Genomic DNA, 24597 nt, shown 5'->3' with positions numbered 1-24597 from the left:
CCCTGCATCATCGAGGAGCGGGTGGGCGGGCGCGCGCCCGCCCGGCGCGCCTAGGAGCGGCGCACCACGGCGCGCCGCAGGATCGACCGGCCGCCGCGCGGCGTGAGCTTCACCGCGACCCGGCGGGCGCGCCCGGAGCCGAGGCGGCTGCGCCCGCCGGGGCCGACCTTCAGGGTCACCGTGGACGCGCGTCCGGCGGCCAGGCGGTAGGTGCGGGTCGCGATCGTCCGCGGGCGGGTGCCGCGCGTGCGGACCGTCAGCCGCCCCACGCACGTCGTGACGGCGGTGCAGCGCAGCGCGACGCGGATCCGGCGGCTCGAGGGCCGGCGCAGCGTCGTGGAGCGCAGGACGATCCCGCCGGTCGCGGTCGGGGTCGTCCCGGGGCCGGGCAGCGGGGTGGCCGCCGGGGGCGGCGTCGGCACGGTCGCGCGGTCGATCGTCTCGCAGGTCGTGCCCTGGTCGCGGTCGTTCTGGTCGGCGACGAGCACGTCGGTGCCGGGCCCGCAGTCGGCCGTCTCGCCGACCCCGTCGCGCAGCTCGAGGCGGTCGTTGCCCTCCTGCCCGGCCGGGGTGTTCGGTCCGTCGCCGAAGACAAAGTCGGAGTCGGGGCCGCCGATGATGCGATCGTCCTGGCCCTCGCCGATCAGGGAGTTGCGGCCGGCGCCGCCGTCGAGCGTGTCGTTCCCGGCCCCGCCGATGAGGTTGTCGGCGCCGCCGGCGCCGACGAGCACGTCGTTGCCCGCGGCCCCCTCGGCGTAGTCGTCGGCGTCGGTGCCGACGATCGTGTCGTCGAACTCGGTCCCGGTGACGCGCTCGAAGCCGGCGAAGACGTTGTCGCCGTCGGGGGTGTCGCCGGGCTTGCCGTCGAAGGTCAGCGTCAGCGGCTGGCCGGTCGCCGTGTAGACGAGCTCGTCGCGGCCGTCGCCGGGGATCAGGGTGTCGGCGCCGCGGGTCGGGGGCACGACGGTCGACCCGACCCCGTTCTCGGGATAGAAGGTGTCGTCGCCCGGCCCGCCGTCGAGGACGTCGGCGCCGCCGTAGGAGGCGAGCGTGTCGTTGCCGGGGCCGCCCGCGATCGCGCCCGGGTCACCCGGGCTGGTGAGCGTGGCGGCGTCGTCCATGTCGCCGAGGTCGATCGCGAAGCCCGGGTGGACGTTCGGGTTCGTGCCGAACTGGCAGCGCATCGAGCGGCCCGACGGGGAGGCGTCGGCCGCGCAGCCGCTGCCCGCGGCGGGCGTGATCGGGTTGGTGTCGTTGATCACCACGTCCCACTGGCCCCGGGAGAACGTCGTGTAGGCGCTCATCTGGTTCGTCTCGCCGGGCGCGGCGGTGAAGGTGTAGACGTTGCCGCTGCGGCTGAGCGTGCCGGCGGAGGCGGGGGCGACGGCGGTCAGCAGCGCGGCGCAGACGGCGAGGGAGACGGCGAGGATCGAGCGCATCCGGGCCGATCTACCCCGATCCCCGGTCGTCCGACACCTGCGGCGCGGGCGACGTGGCGCACGCGCCCGCCGCTCAGCGGCCGTCCCAGAACGACGTGCGCATCGCGGCGCCCTTCTTGTTCAGGCCGATGTGCACGCTGCGCCGGTGCGGTGAGCGGCCGCGGTAGCGGCGCAGCTGCCGCGTCGGGTTGGCCGAGGACCAGACGCGACCGTCGTAGATGATCTCCTGCACGCCCATGCGGCGGGCCAGGGAGTAGTCGTCGGCGAGCAGCTGCTCGATCAGGTCGAGCGCCCCCGCCTCGGAGGTCGGGACGGCGTCGACCGCCCGGCCCTCGGAGTGCAGGTCACGGCGCTGCCCCTTGCGCGGCCGCTTGCCGCAGCGGTAGATCTGCTCGATACGGCGGATCGGGACGCCGCTCTCCTCGCGCAGCCAGGTCCGCAGCGCGCGGGCGCCGGAGCTCGACCCGCCGCGGCAGCCGCGGCCCGGCCGGTCGAAGCGCAGCCCGTCGTTGGGACCGAGCTCCTCGGTGCTTCCGGGGTCGGTCCCCGGGTCGCAGGAGGGGTCGGCGCACGGCGGGCTCTCGCAGACCGTGGGGTCCTCGAGGCACGGGTCCGGCGGGACCTCGCAGACCGTCGGGTCGGCGCACGGCTCCGGCGTGGGGGTGGGGGTCGGCTCCGGCTCCGGGGTGGTGTTGCTCTTCGGGACGCGGTTGCAGAGGCCGCGGTCGGTCTCGGGACAGACGCGCATCGACGACGCGCGGTCGTTGAGCGCCCCGATGTCGAAGTAGGTGGTGCGGCCGACCGCGCAGAACGAGCCGGTGTCGCCGTCGCCGTAGTTGAGCGGGTCGAACAGCCGCGCGCACCAGCCGCCCGCGACGCCCAGCGAGGAGGGGTCGTTGTTGACGTTCCTCGTCTCGCCGGAGCGCGCGAGGAACGCGCGGAAGTCGGGCCGGTCGTCCTCCCCGGTGAAGCCGACCTGGATGGTCTGGCCGCCGCAGCCCTTCTCGGCCCAGAGCTGGACCTTCGCGGCGTCGCTCTTGGAGCCCTGGGTACAGGCGGCGCCGGCAGGTGAGGCGGTGCCACCGGCCGCGAGCAGCAGCAGGGCGGCGAGGAGCAGGAGCGGGAGGGGGCGTCGCATCGCGGGCGCCATACCCCGACGGGGCGCCTCTCACGCCATTCATACCGTCGTCCTGCCGTCCGACGCCCGAACGCGTGCCACGCTGCGGCGAGCGGACCGTCCAAGCGGCCGCGGTCCAGATCATGCTCCGACTCCTTCTCGCCCTCACGGGCACGACGTGCGCGTTCGCGCTCGCCCTCGTGCTCTCGTCCGCGCCCGCTTCCGCCGTGGCGCCCGACTGCCTGGCGGGCTCCACGCCGCTGGGCGCCGCGACGGGCTGGACCGAGTTCGTCGCCGGCGACGGCCAGCGCGGCTCGGAGTCGGAGGGATCGATCGCCTACGGTGGCAACCTGCCCGCCGGAGGGATGACCGTCGGCACGCGGCTGACCGGCGGCCCGTCGGTCCCGACGCTCGTCGTCGCCGGGACGGGCGGCTCGTTCAACCTCCAGCGCGGCAGCGCGTTCATCGGCACCCGGACCGGGAACGTCAACTTCAACGGTGGCGGCTCGTACCTCGCGACGAACCCGATCGACTTCGCCGCCGCCTTCACCGACCTGCGCGCGCGATCCGACGCCTGGGGCGCGCTCGCCGCGACCGGGACGGCGGACGTCGTCGACTCCGTCACGACGGGCACCGCGCTGGGCGGCAACGTGCTGTGGCTGCGCGGCAGCGACCCGCGGCTCAACCTCTTCCGCGTCACCCCGGCGCAGCTGACCGGGATCCGCGCGACGTTCGTCGACGTGCCCGCCGGTGCGACCGCGCTGATCACGGTCGTCGGGGCCGGGTCCGTGACGATCGAGGGGGAGACCCGCTTCCGCGACGGTGCCACGTTCCGCCAGCCCGACGACGCGCCGGTCGCCAACCGCGTCGCGCGGACGATCTGGAACCTGCCCGACGCCACCGCGGTCGACCTGCGGACGGGCTCGGCGTTCGGCGGCACGGTCCTCGCACCGCGCGCCGCGGTCGTCGCGTCCGCGGTCGGGCACAACAACGGACAGGTCATCGCCGCGTCGTTCCGCTCGAACTTCGAGACGCACCGCTACGAGTTCCCGGCCTCCGGGTGCGTCCCGGAGCTCGCACCCCCGCCCCCGACGCCGACCCCGACCCCGACGCCGACGCCGACCCCGACGCCCGTGGCGCAGGCGGTGCTCACGACGACGAAGGTCGCCGACCGCTCCTCGGTGCCCGCCGGCGAGACCGTGACGTTCACGATCACCGTGCGCAACACGGGCACCGCCGACGCGACGGACGTGCGCGTCGCCGACGACGTGCCCGACGGGCTGACGGTCACCGCCGTCTCGGCACCCTGCACCCGGACGGCGAACGCGGTGCGCTGCGCCCTCGGCACGCTCGCGCCCGGGGGTCGCGGGCCGTGACCGTCACCGCGCGCGCCGACGCGCTCCCGACCGGCGGCGCCGGGGACGAGCTGACCGTCGCCAAGGCCGAGCAGCACGTCTCCGTCGCCGGCGGGTCGACCGCCACGGCGACGCTCGGGTGCGCCGCGGGCAGCTTCCCCTCCGACGCCGCCTTCCGCCTCGACGCGACCGACCAGGGCGCGGGCGCTGCGGCGGACGTCGCGGTGCTCGGCCCGACGCTCGGCAGCGACGGCCGCTACACCGTCGAGGTGCGCAACGGCACCACGGGGCAGGCGCAGGGCAAGCTGCTGGTCGTCTGCCTGCCGCAGCGCACGACGGGCGGCCGGGCACTCGTCGTCTCGGCGCCGGTCGAGGTCGCGCGCACGCTGCCCGCCGGTCGCGCGACGGTGCCCGTCGCCTGCGACGCCGGGCAGATCGCGATCGCCCCGTCGGTGCGCGTGGTGAGCGGCACCGCGACGGTCGCGGCGTCGGTGCCCGACGGGCTCGCCGGGCGTGTCCTGCACCTCGACGTCGCGCCCGCCGGTGCGACGGTCACGGTCTCCGTGCGCTGCCTGTCGCCGACGACGACCGCGGTCGACAGGCGGACGGCGACCCTGTCCCTGCGGCCCGTGACGCAGCCGGTCACCGTTCCGGCCGGCGCCCGCCGCGACGTGACGGTGTCCTGCGGGGACGCCGAGAAGGGCATCGTGGCCGGCTGGCGGCTGGACGACGGGCTGCACGCGCTGGGCAACGACCCGCAGCCGAAGGTCCGCGTCTTCCGCCTCGACAACCCGGGTGGCGTCGAGCGCTCCGGCACGCTGCACCTCCTGTGCCTCGGGGTCCGCACCGTCGACGGCTCGCCCGCGTCCCGGACCGTCACGAACACCGCCACGGTCACGACCACCGCCACCGCCGGCCCCGGCAGCGTCCTCGGTGACACGGCCACCGTCCAGGTGCTGCCGCCGACGGTCGGCCTGCGCTCCGCGCGGCGGACCGCCACCGGCGTCACGACGGCGGTCAGCTGCCGCCGCGCGTGCCGCGGCCGGGTCGAGGTCCGCACGACCGCGGGGCGCCGGCTCGCCGCGCGTCCGTTCCGGGCCTCCCGCGCCCGGACCGTGACGGTCCGCTTGCGGGTTCCCCGGCGCCACCGCACGGTCCGGGTCGTCGTCCGCGACGTCCGCGGCCGCACGGTGGCCAGCCGGATCGTGCGGCGCGCCCGCTGAGGCGCCGCTAGGCGGCCGTCCCGTCCCGCCGGGCCTGCGCGAGCACGGTGGCGAACAGCTGCGGTCCGTCGATCCCGGCGGCCCGGGCCATGACGGCGAGCACGCTGCTGCGCGCGAACGAGCAGTACAGCCCGGCCTCCAGGAACCACGGCTCGCCCGCCGGGTCGATCCGCAGGTCGAACAGCCCGTAGTGGCGGCAGCCGAGCGCCCGGTGGCAGCGGCGGGCCGCCTCGTGCACCGCCGGGAGGACCGGGTCGTCGGCGGCGACGATCCACGCCCGGTCCTCGGTCTTCGCCATGAGCGCCAGGTCGCCGTCGTCCCGCCGTCCGAGCTTGTCGTCCGCCGTGCGGATCTCGTCCAGCGCGTACTCCTCGACCGGCAGGACCACGAGCTCGCCGTCGCGGACGAGCGTGCCGCAGCGGACCTCGCGGCCGAGCGGCACGTACGCCTCGACGAGCACCTCGTCGTCGTGCGCGAAGGCGGCGGCCACCGCCCCGGCCAGCTCGTCGCGGTGACGGACGAGCGCGACGCCGTGCGAGTTGTCGGCCGCCGCGGGCTTCACCACCACCGGCAGCTCCGGCAGCCCGTCCAGCGGATCGCCGGCGCGCAGCGCGACCCCGGCGGGGACGCGCACGCCGGCGGCGGCGACGACCGCCTTCGCGCGGGCCTTGTCGGCGGTCAGCGCCATCGCCTCCGGCGGGTTGCCGAGCACCGGCACGCCGAGCACGCGCAGCAGCGCGCGGTGGTCGGTCATGCCGCTGCGGCAGAACATCTGCGGGACGGCGACGTCGGGCGCCAGCTCCGCGATCTGCGCGAGCGCGCGGGCGACGGGCAGCGCCGGGGCGGCGGCGAGCGCGTCGGGGTCGAGCGTCGCGCCGGGGAACCGCCACGACCCGTCCGGGGCGACCGCGGCGACGTGGTGCTCGTAGCCGGGGACGTCGAGGACCTCGAGGGCGTCGCGCGCGTAGAGGTGCGAGAGCTCCTGCAGGAACGGGCTCTGCGCCGAGCCGACGAGGTGCAGGACGCGCACGGGCACCGGGTCAGTCCCCGGCGGGCTCGACGAGCTTGCCGATGTTGAAGTCGATCCGCACCCACGGCCGGTGCGCGCGGAGGTTGCCGAGCAGCAGCGACGGGATCTGCAGGTGGTGCACGAGCAGGAACGGCAGCGGGTCGTCCCAGTCGAAGATCGCGTCGGTGCCGCGCCACAGGGTGCGCAGGCGCTCTGGCGCGGTCCGCGGGCGGGACAGCAGCCGCCACAGCTCCCAGTACAGCCAGTAGGTGGGGCGGCTGCCGGGCAGCGGCCGGACCGGCGGCAGGTCGTCGTCCTCCAGGTAGGCGCGCGCCACGTCGGGGTGGTCGTGCAGCATCGTGATCGCCGAATGCGTGCGCGGGTTGCACTCGATCGCGTACACGCGACCGTCGGTGCGCGAGCGCAGGAAGTCGAACGAGTACTGCCCGGTGAGCCGCAGCCGCCCGACGAGCTCGCGGACCCACGCGTCGATCTCGGGCACGTCGGCCATCTCGTAGTTGAGCTGGAACGCGGAGGACTCGCAGCACAGGTGCACGCGCACGCGACCGTCCCGCACGGTCGTGTGGGTGCAGTACTCCTGGCCGTCGACGAACCGCTGCAGCACCCAGGGCTGCTCCGGGGAGATCGGGAGGTCGGCGACGAACGCGCGCGTCTCCTGCCGGGTGGGGCGCGGCAGCGGGGTCAGGTCGAGCCGATGGACCGGGTCGTAGGGGATGCTCTTCAGGACGTAGTGGCCGCCGTCCTGCGGGGCCGGCACGTCGAGGACCTGCGCGGGATCGGTGATGCGGTGCGCCTCGGGGACCGGCAGGCCGAGCGAGGCGGCGAGCTCGGTGAACGACGCCTTGTCGTCGAGGCCGGCGATCGTCTCCTCGTCGCCGTGGACGACCTCGCAGAGCCCGTCCAGGGCGGCCCGGGCGCGCGCGTCGTGCAGGCTCGACACCGGGCTGCAGACGGGCACGTACACGTCGACGCCCTCCTCGCGCACGACCTGCACGAGCGCGTCGACGTAGCCGGGGTCCTCCGGGGGCGGGACGGTGCGGAAGACGTCGACCGCGGTGGAGAAGCGGTGGCCGCTCCAGCGGTACTTCGGGGCCTCGACCAGCACGACGCGGTGCCCGGCGGCGTGGAAGGAGCGGGCCAGCTGCAGCGCCTTCGTCATCTTCCCGCCGCTGAGCAGCACCGTGCGCGGCTGGGCGGCCGGTGTCGCCCGTGGTGGTGCGGGGACGCCGCGGGCCCGGCGGATCGCGCCGCGGGCGAGCGCCGCGCCGGTCAGCGCGGCGTTCAGCGGCAGGGCGAGGGTCAGCAGCCCGAGGGTCGCCGCGGTGCGCGCGTCGGTGCGCAGCGTGCCGCTCACGCCACCCGGCGGATCAGCGTGACGCCGTCGCGCAGCGGCACGAGCACCTGCTCGACGCGCGGGTCGGCGGCGACCGCGGCGTTGAACGCGGCGATCGCCGCGCCGTTGGGCGAGGCGTCCGCGCCATCGCGGGTCCACGGCTCGCCCTGCATGAGCGTGTTGTCGACGCAGACCAGTGCGTGCTCGGCGAGCAGGTCACCGTCGAGCAGCGCGTCGAGGTAGGCGCGGTAGCCGCCCTTGTCGGCGTCGACGAACACGAGGTCGAACCGCTCGCCGGCCCGGGCGAGGTCCGCCAGGCCGTCCGCGGCCGGTCCGACCCGGACCTCGATCCGCGCGCCGGCGGGGGAGGCCGCGAAGCACTCCCGGGCCAGCGCCGCGACGCCCGGGTCGAGCTCGAGCGCCACGAGCCGCCCGTCCGCCGGCAGCGCCTCGGCCATCGCGAGCGCCGAATACCCGGTGAAGAGCCCGACCTCGAGGATCGAGCGGGCGCGGGTCGCGTGCACGAGCGTCCTGAGGAACTGCCCCTCGACGTGCCCGGACAGCATCTCCTGCTCCAGCGGGCCGTCGAGGGCGTCCCAGTCGTGCTCACGGGTGCGCCGGGCGAGCGCGGCGAGGGCCGGGGACTCCGGGGTGGTCACCGCCTCCACGTACGGGTCCAGGCCGGCCGCCAGGTCGCGGAGCTCTCGCAGCTCGGCGAGCAGCGCGTCGTCCTGCCCGCCCGACGCCGCGACCCGCTCGCAGACCTCCGCGAGCCGGGCGGCGAGGATCCCGCCCGGCGTGACGGGGCGCGGTGCGGTCGCGGCGTCGGTCCGGCCGGTCATCGTCGGGGCCCTACCGTGCCCCGCCGGCGGGGGCGGAGGTCCACATCTCGACGCCGTCGCCCTCGCGCGGGAGCGCCGCGCAGAGCTCGCGGTGCACGTGCAGCATGCGGGTGAGCTCCTCGTGGGTGACGTCGTTGAGGAAGAACGTCGTGCCGATCGGGCTCGGGAGCGCCGCGCGCAGGAGACCGTCGCGGGTCTGGATGATCGACTCGGTGCCGCGGGCGATGAGGTCGGGCGTCAGGTACGGGCTGTCGATCGCGAGGCCGAGGCCGCTCATGAGCGCCAGCACGCGGTCGCGGTCCTCGACCGTGATGTGCCCGAGCTGCTGCGCGACGGTGGCCGAGTAGGCCATGTCGATCGTCACCGCGTGGCCGTGGAACATCGGCTCCTGCGGCGCGAGCTCGAGCGTCGGGCTCCAGGTGTGCCCGTAGGCGATGACACGGTCGAGGTCGAGCTCGTGGAGGTTCGGGACCTCGAGCTCGAGCATCGCGTGGATCGCGTCGTAGGTGACGCGATGGCCGATCTCGCGCAGCTCCGGCGTCCCGCCGACGAACCCGAAGTGCGACTCCAGCAGCGCCTCGCCGTGCTCCTCGAGCATCTGGAAGAGCGGCTCGTGCGAGACGACGGCGATCTTGACGAGCTCCGCCATGCCGTTGCGGATCTGGTCCTCCGGCAGCGTCGCGAGGAACGAGAAGTCGAGCAGCACCTGCTGCGAGGCGTGGTAGGCGCCGAGCCGGTTCTTGTAGTGCCCGTGGTTGACCGCGACCTTGATCGCCACGCTCGCGTCGACGAGGCCGATGAGCGTCGTGGGGATGCGGATGTAGTTCGTGCCGCGCCGGTACGTGGCGCAGGCCAGGCCGGCCACGTCGGTGGTGAGGCCGCCGCCGACGACGAGCACCGGCTCCTTGCGCAGCAGCCCGAACTCGCCGAACGCGTCGACGATCCGCTCGAGCGTCCGCAGCGACTTCTCGGTCTCGCGGATGCCGACCGGGACGAGCGTCAGCGCGATGTCGTGGTGGGCGAAGTACGCGTCGATCTGGTCGCGGTAGAGCCCGAGGACCTTCTCGTCGATGACCATCAGGCAGCGCCCGAAGGACCGGTAGGTGTCGGCCAGCTCGGGGTTCTCGGGGGAGAAGACCCCGTCGACGTAGAGGAGGCTGAAGTCGATCCGCTCGTAGCCCTCGACGTGGAAGGCGCGGTCGGTCGCGGTGAAGGTCGCCTGCGGCGTGCTGCTGCTCATGGTGGGGGGCTCTTTCTCGAGGGGGAGAGGGAGGGTGGGGTCAGGCGGGGAGGAGGGCCCGCAGGTCGTCGAAGGCGAGGTGGTCCACGACGGCGGTCGCGGCGGTGAAGTCGTGTCCGGCCGTGTTGGCGTTGGGGAACGCGGCGCAGCGCACGCCGGCGTCGGCCGCGGCGGCGACGCCGCCGACGTTGTCCTCGATCGCGAGGCACTGCTCGACGGGCTCGCCGAGGGCGCGCAGCGCGTGCCGGTAGGCGTCGCCGTCGGGCTTGGGGTGCTCGACGTGCGAGAGGTCCAGGACGACGTCGAACCAGGAGGCGGGCAGGTCCGCCTCCACGGCGGCGAGGACGGCGGCGACGTTGGCGGCCGAGGTGGTGGTCACGAACGCCACGCCGAAGCCGCTGGCCTTGGCGTCGCGGATGGTCTCGGTGACGCCGGTCCGCGGTCGCAGCTGCGCCTCGGCGAGCAGCTGCTGGAAGCGGGCGGTCTTCGTCGCGTGGACGGCGGCGGCGTCGACGGTCTCGCCGCTGGCCCGGGCCTGGTCGGCGATGCGCTGCTCACCGCCGCTGGAGGCGAGCAGCTCGCGGTAGGCGTCGCGGTCCCAGTGCCAGTCGAGTCCGTGCTCGCGGAAGGCCGCGTTGAACGCCTCGCGCTGGATCTCGGACGTGTCCGCGACGGTGCTGATGGAGCCGAACAGCAGGGCCGGCATGTGCTCTCCTCGGGAACGGCGGGACGGAATGGCCCGGGTACGGCGCGTCCCGGAGGGCGGATCGCCCGGACGTTGCGCGGTGGTGGACGGACGACGCCCGCCGACGGCCCTGCGCCCGGGGGCGGGCCGAGGACGCGCTCGCGGTCCTCACGGGTGCCCGGGGATGCGGGGAGGGCGCGAAAACTGTCGTCGTGGTCGACGCTTCCGCCCTGCGGGACGACCTGTCCGGACGATCTGTACGGCCAGGCGGTGGCGCGACGACCCGGACGACACACCGGTCTCCCGACCGGTTCGTCACCTGGCGCATCGACGGCCGTCGGTGTCGTCGCGACGGGCCCGCCGGGAGCCTCAGCTCAGCGGTCGTTGAGCAGCGGGCGCAGGTCCTCGAGCTTGTCGTAGGCCCACCAGAGGTAGTGCTCGGTCCCACCCTCGCGCAGCGGGTGCAGGTCCTCGTGGTCGGGGTCGGCCTTGAACGCCTCGAACGCCGCGGCGCTCGGCCACTCCACGAGCACCATGGCCTGGCGGGGCGGCACGTCGCCACTGCTGGCGGTGTCCTCGGAGAGCCGGCCCAGCGCGACGACCCGCCCGCCGTGCTTGCCGACCGCGTCGACGGAGCGCCGCGAGTACGCCTTGTAGTCGTCGTTGGGAGCGAGGTCGAAGAGGTTCAGGGCGTAGACGGGAGCCATGGCGCGACCCTACCCCGGCCTGGCCGCCCCGGTCACCGGCCAGCCCCGCGTGGACGGCCCGCCGATCCCGGTCCGGGCCACGCCCGTATCCGCCTGCGATGGACGTCTCGTTCGCCGCCGCCGCGATGGAGCAGGTCGACGCCGCCACCCACGACGGCTGGCCCGACCCGCTCGTCGCCGCGCTCGCGCTCCACGCCGACGCGGGCGCGGTCCAGCTGACCGCCGCCGCGGCCGTGCTGGGCGGCGTGCTGGCCGCCGACGGCGTGTCCGCCGGGACGCGACGCACGGTCGCCGAGCAGCTCGTGTGGACGGCGATGCGGTGCGCGGCCCCGCCCGCGCCCGGGGCGCTCGAGGACCGGGTGCGCGCCGCGCGCGAGGCGGTCGCCGAGGGCCGCTGGGTCCCCGGGGAGGACGAGTCGCCCGCGGAGGCGATGGGCGAGCTGTTCGCGCTGGCCGCCGACGCGGCCGGCACCCACACGGGCTGAGCCAGCCCCCGCGCAGATGGCGCGTCAGCATCCGTCGGCGACCGCGACTCGCTGCGCAAAACGGGGTTGTAGCGTGCCGACCAAACCACGTGAGAAGGAGCTCAGGTGCCCACCTGTTCCCCCATCCGCCGCGCGGCGCTCGCCGCCGGCATCCTGACCCTCGCCGTCCCCGCCGCCGCCTCCGCGACCGTCACCCAGCAGGTGCAGAACGACGGCAGCGTCTACACGAACATCACACCGGGCCTCGCGATCACCAACGTCGAGCCGCGGGTGACGATCGTCGCGGCCAGCGAGGACCTGCCCAAGTACTACAAGTACACGGTGGTCGGGCCGAACGGGGCGCCGGTCGCGGTCGACAACGCGTGCCTGAAGCTCCAGTTCGGGCCGATCGCCCGGCTCGTCCAGTACGTCGGCAACGGCACGTACACGATGACGACGACGCTCTACAGCGACAACGCGTGCGCGACGCCCACGACGGGCGGCGCCACCGGCCAGTTCACGATCAACGCGGCGGCCGCGATCCAGACGCCGACGACGCCGCTGCTGACGCGCGACCCCGGCTCGTTCGCGCGCAAGACCTACTCGTTCCCGACCGGCGTGACCGTCAACGCCCGCCAGGAGATCCTCTACAAGAACTTCGGCGTCTTCGACCCGACGGTCGGGATCTCGGGCGCCACGCCGACCGACTCGCTGTTCTCGCTCAACGGGGCCGCCCAGGTGACGTTCCCGGCACCCGGCCGCTACACGTTCACGACCCGCGCGAAGGGCGGCTCCACGCCGGCGTACACGCCGTGGACGGCGCCGCAGTTCGTCGACGTGAAGGGCCCGTTCGACCTCGACTCGACCCGCTACATCGACAACCGCGGTCCGAGCTACCGGATCCGGCTGAAGTTCCGGGAGAACGTCAACGGCAAGGTCCGGCTGCGACTGCGCAAGTCCGGGAAGTACCGCACGATCGGCACCGTCACGGCGAAGAACGGCGTGCTGACCAAGCGCTTCACGGCGCGGTCGTCGGGCCGCTACCAGCTGCGCGCGGAGTTCCAGGGCTCGGCGCTCGTGGCCCCGGGCACGATCACGCTCGGCTTCCGGGTCACCCGCCGCTTCATCTAGCCCGGCGGTGCGGCGGGGCTCCGGTCGCCCGGGGTCCCGCCGGCGCGCGGTGCGGCTCAGCCGCCGGTCGCCGCGTCCCACATGAACGCGAGCTGGGTGATGAGCGCGTCGGCGTCGACCGCCGGACGCAGCACCTGCGTCGTGATCGAGCTCTCGGTCATGTAGATCAGCGTGTACGCGCGGGCGCGGACCGACTCCTCGTCGAGGTCCGGGTTGCCTGCCCGCACGCGCGCCTCGCCGCCGGGGCGGAAGCGGGCGTGGAAGGCGCCCCAGAACTCGGCGACGTCGGGGTCGTAGGTCGCGGCCTCGACCACGGCGCTGAGCGTCGTCGCGTGCTTCTGGAAGACGGCGAGCACGCCCTCGAGCGTGTCGCGCACGTCCCCGTCGGCGGACTCCAGCCACGGCACCGCGACCTTCGCGAGGTCCTCCTCGAACTCGACGCCGAGCCGCAGGACCAGCGCCCGCTTGTCGCGGAAGTACGAGTAGAACGTCGGCCGCGACAGGCCGGCGCGCTTGACGATCTGGTCGATCGACAGCTCGGCGAAGGGCAGGCCCTCGGCGAGCAGGCTGAGGGTCGCCTCGAGGAGTGCGTCCTCGGTCGCGCGACGCGCTCCGGCGACCTGCGCGCGACGGGAGAGAACGGCCATCGGTAGAGCGTACTGCCCGGCTTGTCGCAGTGACAAGACGGGGTGTCAGATTGCGGCGGCGCTCAGCCGGCGCCGGCGGCCGGGGCGCGCAGCAGGGCGGCCAGCGCGGTGTCCGGGTCGGCGAGCTCGGCGGGCTGCGGCGAGAGGCCCTGCCCGATCGCGCGCTTGCTGAACATGAACTCCTGCGGCCGGTTCACGCAGTCGGCGGCGATCAGCGCACCGCGGCGGTAGTAGAAGCAGGCGAACGACCGGCCCTCGGCAGGATCGCCGCGCAGCACGACCTCGTCGTAGCCGGTGCTGAGGCCCGCGATCTGGAGCTTCAGGTCGTACTGGTCCGACCAGAACCAGGGCAGGGCCCCGCCGGGCTTCTCGATGCCGCAGATCGCGCCCGACACGAGCTTGGCCTGCTCGACGGCGCTCGGCACGCTCTCCAGACGCAGGCGCCGGTCGTAGCGGGCGTGGAAGCCGCTCGCGCAGTCCCCGGCCGCGAACACGGCCGGATCCTCGGTGCGACCGTGCGCGTCGACGGCGATGCCGTCGTCGACGGCGAGTCCGGCGTCCCGGGCGAGCTCGACGTTCGGCACCACGCCGATGCCGACGATGACGAGCTGGGCGTCGAGCGTGGAGCCGTCGGAGAGCCGCACGCCGCGCACGCGGCCGTCGCCCTCGAGCGCCTGCACCGCGGTCCCGACGCGCACGTCGACCTGCTCCTCGCGGTGCACGCGCTCGTAGAACGCGGAGACCTCCGGTGCGGTGACGCGCTGCAGGACCCGGTCGGCGACCTCCAGCACGGTCACGTCGACGCCGAGCTTGCGCAGCGACGCGGCCGCCTCCAGGCCGATGTAGCCGGCGCCGACGATCACCGCGCGCCGCGTGTCGGCGAGGCTCCCGCGGATCGCCTCGATGTCCGCGGCGTCCCGCAGCTGGTGGACCCCGGCGAGGTCGCTGCCGGGGATCGTCAGGCGGCGCGGCCGCGCGCCGAGGCACAGCACGAGCCGGTCGTAGGCGAGCGTCCCGCCGTCGTCGAGCGCGACCGTGCGGGCCGCACGGTCGATCGCGGTGACGCGGCCCTGCCGGAACGTGACCTGCTGCTTGTCGTAGAAGTCCGCCGGGCGGATCAGCAGCTCGTCGAGGGTCGTGGCCCCGGCCAGGTACGTCTTCGACAGCGGCGGTCGCTGATAGGGGAGGGAGGGCTCGTCGCCGACGAGCAGGATCTCGCCGGCCCAGCCGTCCTGGCGCAGGCTCGCGCACAGCTGCGCGCTGGCGTGGCCTGCGCCGACGACGACGATCCGCTCCGCGCCCATCGTTGCTGCCCTCCGTCGACGGCGCCGCTCAGGCGGCGGCCGGCTCCTCGGCGGGCTCGGCGCTCTCCTGCGGCGCGCTCCGGGCGGTCAGCTGCACCATCATCTTCGAGTAGCCCTTGACGAAGTTCGACTGCACGTACTCGGGCTCGCCGACGACGTCGATGCGGTCGAACCGCGCGAGCAGCTCCTCCCAGAGGATCCGCAGCTGCATCTCGGCCAGGCGGTTGCCCATGCAGCGGTGCACGCCGAAGCCGAACGACATGTGGTTGCGCGCGTTCGGGCGGTCGATGAGGAAGGCGTCGGGGTTCTCGAACTTGCGCTCGTCGCGGTTGCCCGACGCGTACCACATGATCACCTGGTCGCCCTTGCGGATGAACTGCCCGCCGAAGTGGACGTCCTCCTTGGCGACGCGACGCATGTAGGCCAGCGGGGTCTGCCAGCGGATGATCTCCGAGACCATGTTCGGGATCACCGACGGGTCGGCCTTCAGCTTCTCGAACTGGTCGGGGTTCTGGCTGAGCGCGAGGACGCCGCCGGTCATCGAGTTGCGCGTGGTGTCGTTGCCGCCGACGATCAGGAGCGTGAGGTTGCCGAGGAACTCCATCGGCTTCTTGATCAGGTCCTTCGTGTCCTCGGAGGTCTGCATCAGCGTGATGAGGTCGAAGCCGTCGGGCTCGCCCGCGGCCCGGCGCGCCGCCTTGTCGTGCCAGAGCGCGACGAAGCTGCGGGCGAGCTCCTCGCCGGCGGCGAACATCTCGTCCTGGTGCGTGGTGCCGCCCGTGCCCTCCGCGGTCCCGCTGATGGTGTCCGACCAGTAGGTGAGCTTGCGGCGCTGCTCGTAGGGGAAGTCCAGGAGCGTCGCGAGCATGCGGCCGGTGATCTCGATCGAGACACGGTCGACCCAGTCGAACGGCTCGTCGGTCGGCAGGGAGTCGAGGACCTCCTGCACCCGCTCGCGGATGAGGCCCTCCATCTCCTTGAGGTTGCGCGGCGCGACGACGCCCTGGACGGCCTTGCGCTGCACGTCGTGCTTGGGCGGGTCCATCGCGATGAACATCTCGATCTCCAGCGGCGGCTGCCCGAGCACGATGTACGGCTCGGCGGAGAAGACCTTCGGGTTGGAGTCGACGGCCTGGATGTCCGCGTACCGCGTGATCGACCAGAACGGGCCGAACGGGCTGTCGGCCAGGTAGTGGACCGGCGCCTCGTCGCGCAGCCGCGCGAAGTACGGGTACCACTTCCCCTGCCGGTTCATGAACGGGTTGCTGAGGTCGATCTCGGTCAGCGGCACGTCGGCGGGGTCGGGGATCGGCTCCTCGGTGAAGACGAGCGGGGTCTCGAGACCCGCGAAGCGCTTCGCCTTCTTCACGAGGTGCGCCGCGCGCACCTGCCGGTCGACGGGGATGGTCGCCTGCACCTTGTCGGTGACGCGGGTCAGCGCCTGGTCGAGCACGGTGTCGATGGGGGTCATGTCTGCGTTCGCCTGCCTCGGTCGGGGTGCCGTTGCGCTACATCTGGAACTCGGGGAGGCGGACCGTCAGACCGTCGAGGTCCGGGGTCGCCGTGATCTGGCACGCGAGGCGCGAGTTCGGCGCGCACTCGGGGGACATCTCGATCATCTGGCTCTCCTCCTCAGAGCGGGTGCCGGTCCTCGCGGCCCACGCCTCGTCGACGATGACGTGGCAGGTGCCGCACGAGGCCTCGCCGCCGCAGTCGCCGTCGATGCCGGGGACGCCGTTGCTCGTCGCGAGCTGCATGAGCGACGACCCGTCGACGAGCTCGATCTCGTGCGTGGTGCCGTCGTACTCGACGAACGTGATGGTGCCCATCGTCTCCCTCTCTCGCTGGTCCGTGCCCGCACGGTGCGGGGCCTCTCCGCGGCAGACGCTACAGCTCGACTTTCCACCGTGTCAACTCGTTGCGTCAAGGTGGTGGGGCCGGCTCCCGGGACGGGCCCGGAGGCGGCGCTCAGCGCACGCGGACGGTCAGCCGGAAGCGCTGGTCGACGGTCCCGTCGGGGCCGACGAGCCGCAGGGCCAGCCGCGTCGTCCCCCGGCCGGTCGCGCGGTAGCGCACGACCTTGGTGCTGGACCCACCGACGACCGGCGGACCGTCCTGCGGCTGCTCCGGGGTCTCGACGCGGGAGGAGCGGAACCGCAGCACCGACGGGTCGGGGCGCCGCACGGTCTCGTAGCGGAAGCCGCAGCTCGCCAGGCAGGCGGTGAGCCGCAGCTCGAGGGTCCGTCCGCGCGCGATCGTGACGACGTCGCCCGAGCGCGCCTGCGTCACCACGGTCGTCCCGGCGGGCGCCGCCGCGACCGCGGGCCCCGGGGTCGCGACGCACGCGAGCGCGGCGGGGAGGGCGAGGACGACGAGACAACGGGCGAGCCGGGCGGTCATGGCGCCGACCCTAGCCGCGTCTGCGCGATGATGGGACCGCGATGGACGATCTCGACGAGGCGCTGGACGCGGCGATCGCCGCCGCCAACCCGGGCCGGGCACTGCAGGACCTGATCCGCGCCCGGCTGGACCTCGGCGACGGTCCCGACGAGCTCGCGGCCGCGCTCGCCGCGCACGCGTGGACGCTGGGGGAGGAGACCCCGGCCGCGCGTGGGCTCGCCGCCTACGCCGACCGGCTGCGCGCCGGCTGGACGCCGCCCCCGGCCTGAGCGGGTGGCCGCGAGCGCCGACGCGCCCGGCACCGGTGGCCGGGGCGTCGATGGCACGCCGCGCATTCCGGTGTGATGGAATTCACGGTGGTGCACCGACCCGCAGGGGTGCGGTCGGTGTGGTCGGTTCCAACCAGGGGGTTCCATGTCGTCTCTTCGTCGCGGCGCGTCGCCGACGCGTCGTCTCGCCGTCCGCGCGCTCGCGCCACTCGTCGCGCTCGGTCTCGCCGCGCCCGCGCCATCCGCTGCGGTCACGCTGGAGGGGCCGCCCACGCTGCTGAAGGACTTCCGGCTCACGCCCCCGGGGTCGTCGGACCCGTCGGGGTTCGCGAAGCTCGGCACGCGTCACGTCTTCGCCGCCGGGATCCCGGGCGGGGACCGGGGCATCTGGATCACCGACGGCAGCGCCGCGGGCACGACGCTCGTGAAGGCGATCGGCACGGGGACCGCGGCCGCGGACCCGACGTCGTTCGGCACGGTGACCACGCCGTCCGGGGACGTCGTCTACTTCGCCGCCAACGAGGGCACGGGCGGCCGCGAGCTGTGGCGCACCGACGGCACGGCCACCGGGACCTTCCAGCTGAAGGACCTCGCGTCCGGCGACAGCAACCCCGACCAGTTCACGGCGCTCGGTGACGGCTCGACGTTCGTGTTCGCGGCCGAGGCGCCGAACGAGGGCCGCGAGCTGTGGATCAGCGACGGCACGGCGTCCGGCACGACGCCACTGCCGGTCCGCACCGGCCCCGACGGCTCCGGGCCGCAGGACCTCATGCGCATCGGCTCGAAGGTGTACTTCACCGCCGACGACGGCACCAACGGCCGGGAGCTGTGGCGTACCGACGGCACCGCCCCGGGCACCGAGCGGCTGACCGACATCAACCCGGGACCCGGCTCCAGCGACCCGAGCAGTCCCGTGGTGCTGAACGGCGTCCTGTACCTGAACGCCAGCGACGCGCCCAACAACAACGAGCTCTGGAAGGTGGACGGGCTCGCCACGACGACGCCGACCGTCGCGCTGGTCAAGGAGATCCGCCAGGGTCCCGACGGCGGTGACCCCCGGTTCCCGGTGGTGCTCCAGGGCAAGCTGTACTTCCACGCCGGGGACGAGACGACCGAGCGGGAGCTGTGGACCTCCGACGGCACCGCGGCCGGCACGACGCTCGTCAAGGACATCAACCCGGACGTCGGGGCGTCCAACCCGGAGAGCCTCGTCGTCGTGGGCGACAAGCTGTTCTTCCTCGCCAACGACGGCACCGGCGTGCGCCTCCACGTCTCCAACGGCACGTCCGGCGGCACGACGACCGTCACCTCGGTGGCGTACAACCCGACCCCCGACTTCGGTCAGGGTCGTGCGCTGTTGGCGGTGCCCAACGGGGTCGTCTTCGCGGCCGAGGGTCCGACGGCCTCCGGTGGCCTGTGGTTCAGCGACGGGACCGCGGCGGGGACCCGCCAGCTCGACCCGTCGGGGGCGCCGCGGGCCGCGGTGAGCTTCGGCGATCGCGTCTACTTCCGCACCAGCACGCCGTCGACGGGCGGGGAGCCGTGGGTCTCCGACGGGACGACGGCGGGCACGCGGCTCGTGCGCGACCTCAACCAGCGGACGCCGTCGACCTTCCGCGACGGCGTCGACCCGTTCCTGACCACGGCGGGCGACAAGGCGTACTTCGTCGCCGACACGGGCGGCCTCGGCCCGGAGCTGCACGTGACCGACGGCACCGGCGACGGCACGAGGCTCCTGCGGGACATCCGGCCCGGAGCCACCGGGAGCGACCCGCGGCCGCTGCGGGCGGTCGGGTCGAAGCTGTTCTTCACGGCCAACGACGGCGCGACGGGGACGGAGCTGTGGGTGACCGACGGCACCACCGACGGCACCCGCCTGGTCGCCGACCAGGTTCCGGGCGCGCAGAGCCCGAGCATCACGTCGTCCGTCGCCTTCGACGGCAAGCTCTACTTCGGCGTGGTCGTCCCGGCCGTGCCCAGCGGCTCGCAGGTCGATCTGCGCGCCAGCGACGGCACGGGGGTCTCGATCGTGAAGAGCGTGCCGCCCGCGGCACCGGCGACCTTCGGGTTCTTTCCCATCTCGCTGACGGTCATGGGCGACGCGCTGTACCTCTTCGGCTCCGACCAGACCGACGCCGCGGCCTTCTGGAAGCTGCCGAGGGGCGCGAGCGAGCCGGTCAAGATCAGGCCCATCCAGCGCCCGACCGACGCGGGTCCCGTGGCGGCCGGGAGCGGGGAGATGGTGGCGGTCGGGTCGACGCTCTTCTTCGCCTCCGCCGGTGACGGCCTCGACGGGCGCGACACCGAGCTCTGGAAGAGCGACGGCACCGCGGCGGGCACCGTGCGCGTCAAGGACATCCGCCCCGGGGTGGGCGGGTCCAGTCCCTACGAGCTCGTCGCCGTCGGCTCGACGGTGTTCTTCGCCGCCAACGACGGGGGGCCAGAGGGCTGGGAGATCTTCAAGAGCGACGGGACCGCCGCCGGGACCGTCCGCGTCACCGACATCCCGACGCCCACCGCCGGGACCTTCCCGGGCTCCCTGACGGTCGTCGGGGACCGGCTCGTGTTCCTGATCCGCACCCCGACGGCGGGCAGCGAGCCCTGGGTCACCGATGGGACCGCGGCGGGCACCTCGCTGCTGGCGGACACCGCCCCGGGCACGACCGACGGTGGCGTGACCGGCCTGCGGGTCATCCGTGACCGCCTGCACTTCGGCGCCCGCACGGCCGCGGTCGGCGAGGAGCTGTGGACCAGCGACGGCACGCCCGCGAGCACCACCCCGACGGACATCCGTCCGGGGAGCGAGTCCTCGACCCCGCGCGGCTTCGCGCAGGCGGGTGACCGCGTGGTCCTCGTCGCCACCCAGGACATCCCGGGCCGCGAGCTGTTCACGGTGCCGGCGCGGGTCCCGCCGGCGCCGCCCGCGCCGCCGACCCCGCCGACCGATCCCGGGTCCGGCACGGGCACCGCCACCGGGTCGACCCCGGCCGGTGGCGGCGGCACGACGCCGGGCGGCGGCACGACGACCCCGCCGCGGACGGCGTTCGCGTTCGGCGGACCGTCGACGCTGCGCCTCGACGCGCGCAACCGCGCGGCGGTGGCGCTGCGGTGCACGGGCACGACGGCCTGCGTGGGCATCGTCACGCTGACCGTCCGCGCCACGCAGCGGGTGAAGGGCAAGCGGCGGACCGTGCGGGTGACGGTCGCCCGGGCCGCGTTCCGGGCGGCGGCCGGCGGCACGGTCAGCGTCCGCCTGACGCTGAACGCGCAGGGCCGCAAGCTCGTGCGCGCCGGGCGGACGACCGCCGTGACGGCGACCGCGACCATCGGGAGGACCAGCGTGACCCGCACGCTGAAGCTCCGCCGTCCGGCGGCGAAGCGCCGGTAGCCGCGAGCGGGCGGCGGGCGGGCGAGTCGCCCGCCCGCCGCGCCGCCGCGTCAGATCTGCCCGTGGTTGGGCGGGACGCGCCCGTCCACGAGGTACCCGCCGAGGTGGTGGTACTTCCAGGCGACGGGGTCGTGCACGCTGTGCGTGCGGGCGTTGCGCCAGTGCCGGTCGAGGCCCAGGCGCCGGTCGGTCGCCGACGTGCCACCGATCGCGAACAGGTCGTTGGCCGCCTGGACGGCCGCCTCGCTGGCGAACGCCTTGACCTCCGCGACGGCCAGCGAGCCGACCGCCGCGGTGGTGTCGTCGGCGGGGCGCAGCGGGATCTCCTGCAGGCGCCGGGCGGCCCGCTCGAGCAGCGCCTCGGCGGCGCTGGCGCGGGCACCGTGCTCGCCGAGCCGGTGCAGCGCGTACGGGTCGTCGGACGCCCTGGTGACCAGGCCGCGCGCGACGGCCTCGGAGAACGGCCGGGCCTTCTCGCGCAGGAACCAGGCCGCGTCGTCCACGGCGGCCCGGGCGATGCCGACCTCGATGGCCGCGTGCACGAGCTGGGCGCGGGCCCCGACCACCTGGGGTGCCGCGAACAGGGCGGCGTAGTCCAGGACTTTAGTGGCGGGGACGGCGACGTCGTCGAGCACGACCCCGCCGCTGACGGTGGCGCGCTGGCCCATCGCGTGCCAGACCTCGTCGAGCGTGACGCCCGGGGTCTCGCGGGGCACGAGCGCCATCCGCAGGCGGTCGTCCTCGTCCAGGGCGGAGATCGCGATCCACGCGGCGGTGAGGGCACCGGTCGCGTAGCCCTTGGTGCCCGTCAGCCGGTAGCCGTCCGCGCCGTCGGCGCGCAGCCGCGTCTTCAGGTCCTGCGCGTGGGCGACGCCGCGTTCGGCGAGGGCGTTCCCGATCCGCCGTCCGGCGAGCACGTCGGCGAAGAGCCGGCGGCGCTGCTCGTCGGTGCCGATGGCGGCGAGGACGTCGACGAACAGGAAGTGCGCCTGTGGTCCCTGGGCGACGGCCGGGTCGGCGACCGCGAGACGGCGCACGACCTCGGCGAGCAGCACGGGGCCGCCGCCGATGCCGCCGTGCTCGCGCGGCACGGTGATCGCGAGCAGGCCGCTGGCGTCGAGTGCGGCGAGGGCGGCGCGGGGCACCTCGCCGCTGCGGTCGCGCTCCGCGGCGCCGGTCGCGAGCTCGGCGGCGAGCGCGTCGGCGGCCGCGAGGACCGCGGGCTCGTCGGCCAGCCGCGGGACGGTGCCGGAGTCGGTCGTCGTGTCGCTCACGGCAGCAGGCCGCGGTCGCGGAGCACCGGGACGACGCCCTCGCCGACGCGGTAGGCCTCCTCGAGGTGCGGATAGCCGGAGAGGATGAACTCGTCGATGCCGAGGTCGTGGTACTCGGCGATGCGGTCGGCGATCTGCTCGTGCGAGCCGACGAGCGCGGTGCCCGCACCACCGCGGACGAGGCCGACGCCCGCCCAGAGGTTCGGGGAGACGACGAGGTCGTCGGTCCGTCCGCCGTGCAGGGCGGCCATGCGCGCCTGCCCGACGGACTGCGAGGCCCGCTGGATCTCCTGGGCGCGCCTGATCTGCTCCGGGTCGAGGCCGGCGAGCAGCCGGTCGGCCTCGGCCCACGCTTCCTCCTCGGTGTCGCGGGCGATGGCGTGGAGGCGGATCCCGTAGCGCAGCTCGCGGCCGGCGGCGTCGGCCGTGGCCCGGACGCGGTCGAGCTTCTCGGCGACCTGCGCGGGCGGCTCGCCCCAGGTCAGGTACACGTCGGCCCGGGTGGCGGCGACCTCGAGGGCGGCGGGGGAGGAGCCGCCGAGGTACACGGCGGGCTTGACCGCGTGGGGGATGACCTGGGCGTCCTCGACGTCGAAGAACCGGCCGCGGTGCGTGACGGGCTCGCCGTCCCAGAGACGGTGGAAGATCTCCAGGAACTCGCCCGCCCGCGCGTAGCGGTCGTCCTTGACGACGTGGTCGCCGAAGCGGCGCTGCTCGGCGTCGTCCCCGCCGACCACGACGTTCAGCAGCAGCCGCCCGCCGCTGAGGCGCTGGTAGGTGGCCGCCATCTGGGTCGCGAGGGTCGGCCCGAGGAGGCCGGGGCGGAACGCGACGAGGAAGCGGAAGCGCTCGGTGAGCTGCGTGAGCGCGGCGGTGGTGACCCACGCCTCCTCGCACCAGGAGCTCGTCGGGGTGAGCGCGCCGGTGAAGCCGTGGGCCTCGGCCGCCCGGGCGATCTGCCCGAGGTAGCCGAGGTCGGGTGCGCGGTCGCCGGACCCGCCGGCGCGCCCGCTGTCGATCCCGACCGCGTTGCCGAGGCTCAGGTCGCTGCGGGAGTCCCCGTTGGTCGGCAGGAACCAGTGGAGCGTGACGCTCATGCGCCGGCGGCGTCGTCGAGCGCGCGCAGCAGCACGGCGGGCTCTGCGCGGCGCCGGAAGTCGCCGTCGATCGCCGCGTGGAGGATCGTGCCGTCCTGGCCGATGACGAACGTGCCCGGGGTCGGCAGGCGCCAGCTGCCGTCGGCGTTGGAGCCGGCCACCTCGATCCCGGCGGTGACGAACGGCTCCTGTTCGGTCGCTGTGATCTCGAAGGCGAGGCCGTAGTCGGCGGCGACGGCGGCGCCGGCGTCGGTGAGGACGGGGAAGCCGAGAGCGGCGGCGTCACGCAGCGCCTCGCCCTCGTCGGGACGCTGCGGGGACACCGCGACGAGGCTGGCACCGCGGGCCGCGAACTCGGGCAGGGCCTGCTGGTAGGCGCGCAGCTGGACGTTGCAGTAGGGGCACCAGGCGCCGCGGTAGAAGGCGAGCACGACGGGGCCGTCGGCGAGCAGCTCGTCGAGGGAGACGGTGGTGCCGTCGGAGGCGGGGAGCGTGAAGCGCGGGGCTTGGTCGCCGACGCCGGGGGCGTCGGGTGCGCCGCGCTGCGCGAGCGCCTCGGCCTGGCCGTCGAAGGCGCCGAGGAGCTCCGGCGGCACGTTGGCCTCGAGCTCGAGTCGGACGGTGGCGACGCCGTCGGCGATCGGGGTGGCGGTCTGCTCGGGAGAGGACATGCGGTAATCCTGGCAAACTCGATCGAACTACCAGGGAATATGGCGCCGGGGGACTCCGTCGGGCGCGGGTGACGATGCCCGTTCAGCGTTGCCGGGCCTGGAGCTGCTCGGCGTACAGCCGCCGGATCTCCGGGGCGGCGGCGCGCACGCCCGCGCTGAGCGCGCGCGTGTGCGCGACGGGCCGCAGCGCGTGGGCGAGCCAGTGCACGCGCGGGAACACGAGCCGCGCGCGGCGGTGCTCGAACGCGCCGACGATCTCGGGCACGATCGCGTCGACCGGGTGGATCGTGTTGAACGGCGGGCGGACGGCCTCGCGGAACCGCCGGAAGGCGGGCTGGTGGTCCTCCTTCTCGGCCACGAGCGAGGTGGCGATCCAGCCCGGGTGGAAGGTGCCGACCCGGACCCCGGTGCCGGTCAGCTCGCTGCGCAGGCTGTCGCCGAGCGCCTCGAGGCCCGCCTTGGACGCGGCGTAGGCGGTGTGCCCGGGCTGGTGGACGAACGAGGCGACCGAGCAGGTGAGCGCGACGTACCCGCGCGCCTGCATCACGGCGGGCAGCGCGGCGCGGACGAGGTTCGCCGCGCCGCGGAGGTTGACGTCCAGCACGGCGTCCCACGTGTCGGCGTCGACGAGGTCCAGTGGCCCGTACACGGAGATCCCGGCGTTGGCCCAGACCGCGTCGAGCCGTCCGTGCGCGGCGGTCACGGCGGCGACGACGTCGATGCAGGCCGACCGGTCGGTCACGTCGAGCACGTGGGCGCTCGCGCCGGGAAGCTCGGCGGCGAGCGCGCGGACGGCGGCCTCGTCGCGGTCGGTCAGCGCGAGCAGGACCCCGCGCGCCGCGAGCGCGCGGGCGGTCGCCGCGCCGATCCCGCCGGCGGCCCCGCTGACGAGGAGCACCTGGCCGGAGAGCGGCGGGGAGGGGAGAGGTCGATGTCGCACCGGCCGATCGTAGGGCGCCGGGGAGGTTGCGACGGGTCGGC

23 protein-coding genes are annotated in these 24597 nt (G+C 74.6%); 6 read left to right on the top strand and 17 right to left on the bottom strand.

Annotation, left to right across the window (positions count from 1 at the left end):
• Positions 1 to 50 precede the first annotated feature (50 nt).
• Positions 51 to 1439, bottom strand: a complete 1389-nt coding sequence (locus GKE82_RS02755; protein WP_154732257.1) for a calcium-binding protein — start codon at positions 1437 to 1439, stop codon at positions 51 to 53.
• A gap of 73 nt (positions 1440 to 1512) precedes the next feature.
• Entirely contained in the window at positions 1513 to 2577 is a 1065-nt protein-coding gene (locus GKE82_RS02750) for a hypothetical protein (protein WP_154732256.1), read from the bottom strand.
• A 122-nt stretch (positions 2578 to 2699) separates the two neighbouring features.
• Between GKE82_RS02750 and GKE82_RS02745 the strand changes: the two genes are divergently transcribed.
• Positions 2700 to 3932 (top strand): choice-of-anchor A family protein, encoded by a 1233-nt coding sequence (locus tag GKE82_RS02745; RefSeq protein ID WP_154732255.1) that lies wholly within the window; start codon positions 2700 to 2702, stop codon positions 3930 to 3932.
• Positions 3929 to 5134 (top strand): hypothetical protein, encoded by a 1206-nt coding sequence (locus GKE82_RS02740; RefSeq protein WP_154732254.1) that lies wholly within the window; start codon positions 3929 to 3931, stop codon positions 5132 to 5134. The genes GKE82_RS02745 and GKE82_RS02740 overlap by 4 nt, the downstream gene beginning before the upstream one ends.
• 7 nt (positions 5135 to 5141) lie before the next feature.
• Here GKE82_RS02740 and GKE82_RS02735 read toward each other — a convergent pair whose 3' ends face one another.
• The 6 genes from GKE82_RS02735 to GKE82_RS02710 form a co-directional block, all read right to left on the bottom strand.
• A complete protein-coding gene (locus tag GKE82_RS02735; RefSeq protein WP_309233353.1) occupies positions 5142 to 6170 on the bottom strand; it encodes a hypothetical protein in 1029 nt (342 codons plus the stop codon).
• A 4-nt stretch (positions 6171 to 6174) separates the two neighbouring features.
• Complete coding sequence (locus GKE82_RS02730) at positions 6175 to 7518, bottom strand: hypothetical protein (RefSeq protein WP_309233352.1); 1344 nt, start codon at positions 7516 to 7518, stop codon at positions 6175 to 6177.
• On the bottom strand, positions 7515 to 8339 hold the full coding sequence (locus GKE82_RS02725; protein ID WP_154732253.1) for an O-methyltransferase: 825 nt from the start codon (positions 8337 to 8339) through the stop codon (positions 7515 to 7517). Before GKE82_RS02725 ends, GKE82_RS02730 begins: the two co-directional genes overlap by 4 nt.
• Before the next feature lie 10 nt (positions 8340 to 8349).
• Positions 8350 to 9579, bottom strand: a complete 1230-nt coding sequence (locus GKE82_RS02720; protein ID WP_154732252.1) for a sedoheptulose 7-phosphate cyclase — start codon at positions 9577 to 9579, stop codon at positions 8350 to 8352.
• 40 nt (positions 9580 to 9619) lie between these two features.
• On the bottom strand, positions 9620 to 10285 hold the full coding sequence (locus GKE82_RS02715) for an HAD-IA family hydrolase (RefSeq protein ID WP_154732251.1): 666 nt from the start codon (positions 10283 to 10285) through the stop codon (positions 9620 to 9622).
• 353 nt (positions 10286 to 10638) lie between these two features.
• Positions 10639 to 10971 carry a DUF1330 domain-containing protein gene (locus GKE82_RS02710; RefSeq protein ID WP_107571089.1) on the bottom strand — a complete coding sequence of 111 codons (333 nt, stop codon included), beginning with the start codon at positions 10969 to 10971 and terminating at the stop codon, positions 10639 to 10641.
• Between the two features lie 98 nt (positions 10972 to 11069).
• Here GKE82_RS02710 and GKE82_RS02705 point away from each other — a divergent pair, with 98 nt between their 5' ends.
• The gene (locus tag GKE82_RS02705) at positions 11070 to 11456 is read left to right on the top strand and encodes a hypothetical protein (RefSeq protein ID WP_107571088.1); all 387 of its coding nucleotides are present in this window, start codon (positions 11070 to 11072) and stop codon (positions 11454 to 11456) included.
• A 105-nt stretch (positions 11457 to 11561) separates the two neighbouring features.
• Positions 11562 to 12566 (top strand): hypothetical protein, encoded by a 1005-nt coding sequence (locus GKE82_RS02700; RefSeq protein ID WP_107571087.1) that lies wholly within the window; start codon positions 11562 to 11564, stop codon positions 12564 to 12566.
• 56 nt (positions 12567 to 12622) lie between these two features.
• Here GKE82_RS02700 and GKE82_RS02695 read toward each other — a convergent pair whose 3' ends face one another.
• The 5 genes from GKE82_RS02695 to GKE82_RS02675 all read right to left on the bottom strand — a co-directional run bounded on the left by GKE82_RS02695 (position 12623) and on the right by GKE82_RS02675 (position 16917).
• Positions 12623 to 13213, bottom strand: a complete 591-nt coding sequence (locus GKE82_RS02695; RefSeq protein WP_154732250.1) for a TetR/AcrR family transcriptional regulator — start codon at positions 13211 to 13213, stop codon at positions 12623 to 12625.
• A 62-nt stretch (positions 13214 to 13275) separates the two neighbouring features.
• Positions 13276 to 14517: an NAD(P)/FAD-dependent oxidoreductase gene (locus GKE82_RS02690; protein WP_154732249.1), complete on the bottom strand. Its 1242-nt coding sequence runs from the start codon at positions 14515 to 14517 to the stop codon at positions 13276 to 13278.
• Between the two features lie 28 nt (positions 14518 to 14545).
• Entirely contained in the window at positions 14546 to 15988 is a 1443-nt protein-coding gene (locus GKE82_RS02685; protein ID WP_107571084.1) for a cytochrome P450, read from the bottom strand.
• 37 nt (positions 15989 to 16025) lie between these two features.
• Positions 16026 to 16346, bottom strand: coding sequence for a 2Fe-2S iron-sulfur cluster-binding protein (locus tag GKE82_RS02680; protein WP_107571083.1), 321 nt, complete (start codon positions 16344 to 16346; stop codon positions 16026 to 16028).
• Between the two features lie 139 nt (positions 16347 to 16485).
• Positions 16486 to 16917, bottom strand: coding sequence for a protease inhibitor I42 family protein (locus tag GKE82_RS02675; RefSeq protein ID WP_154732248.1), 432 nt, complete (start codon positions 16915 to 16917; stop codon positions 16486 to 16488).
• A 41-nt stretch (positions 16918 to 16958) separates the two neighbouring features.
• Here GKE82_RS02675 and GKE82_RS02670 point away from each other — a divergent pair, with 41 nt between their 5' ends.
• Together GKE82_RS02670 and GKE82_RS02665 are read left to right on the top strand one after the other, a co-directional pair.
• On the top strand, positions 16959 to 17186 hold the full coding sequence (locus GKE82_RS02670; protein WP_107571081.1) for a hypothetical protein: 228 nt from the start codon (positions 16959 to 16961) through the stop codon (positions 17184 to 17186).
• A gap of 145 nt (positions 17187 to 17331) precedes the next feature.
• Positions 17332 to 20574: an ELWxxDGT repeat protein gene (locus tag GKE82_RS02665; RefSeq protein ID WP_154732247.1), complete on the top strand. Its 3243-nt coding sequence runs from the start codon at positions 17332 to 17334 to the stop codon at positions 20572 to 20574.
• A gap of 50 nt (positions 20575 to 20624) precedes the next feature.
• Here GKE82_RS02665 and GKE82_RS02660 read toward each other — a convergent pair whose 3' ends face one another.
• The 4 genes from GKE82_RS02660 to GKE82_RS02645 all read right to left on the bottom strand — a co-directional run bounded on the left by GKE82_RS02660 (position 20625) and on the right by GKE82_RS02645 (position 24556).
• Positions 20625 to 21848, bottom strand: a complete 1224-nt coding sequence (locus GKE82_RS02660) for an SfnB family sulfur acquisition oxidoreductase (RefSeq protein WP_309233350.1) — start codon at positions 21846 to 21848, stop codon at positions 20625 to 20627.
• Entirely contained in the window at positions 21845 to 22945 is a 1101-nt protein-coding gene (locus GKE82_RS02655; RefSeq protein WP_154732246.1) for an LLM class flavin-dependent oxidoreductase, read from the bottom strand. The genes GKE82_RS02660 and GKE82_RS02655 overlap by 4 nt, the downstream gene beginning before the upstream one ends.
• On the bottom strand, positions 22942 to 23616 hold the full coding sequence (locus GKE82_RS02650; protein WP_154732245.1) for a peroxiredoxin-like family protein: 675 nt from the start codon (positions 23614 to 23616) through the stop codon (positions 22942 to 22944). The genes GKE82_RS02655 and GKE82_RS02650 overlap by 4 nt, the downstream gene beginning before the upstream one ends.
• 82 nt (positions 23617 to 23698) lie before the next feature.
• The gene (locus GKE82_RS02645) at positions 23699 to 24556 is read right to left on the bottom strand and encodes an SDR family NAD(P)-dependent oxidoreductase (protein WP_196189034.1); all 858 of its coding nucleotides are present in this window, start codon (positions 24554 to 24556) and stop codon (positions 23699 to 23701) included.
• Positions 24557 to 24597: the final 41 nt, after the last annotated feature.

The organism is Conexibacter sp. W3-3-2 (genome assembly GCF_009707605.1).
Classification (GTDB): Bacteria; Actinomycetota; Thermoleophilia; order Solirubrobacterales; family Solirubrobacteraceae; genus Paraconexibacter; species Paraconexibacter algicola.
This window is presented reverse-complemented; position numbering and strand designations above follow the sequence as displayed.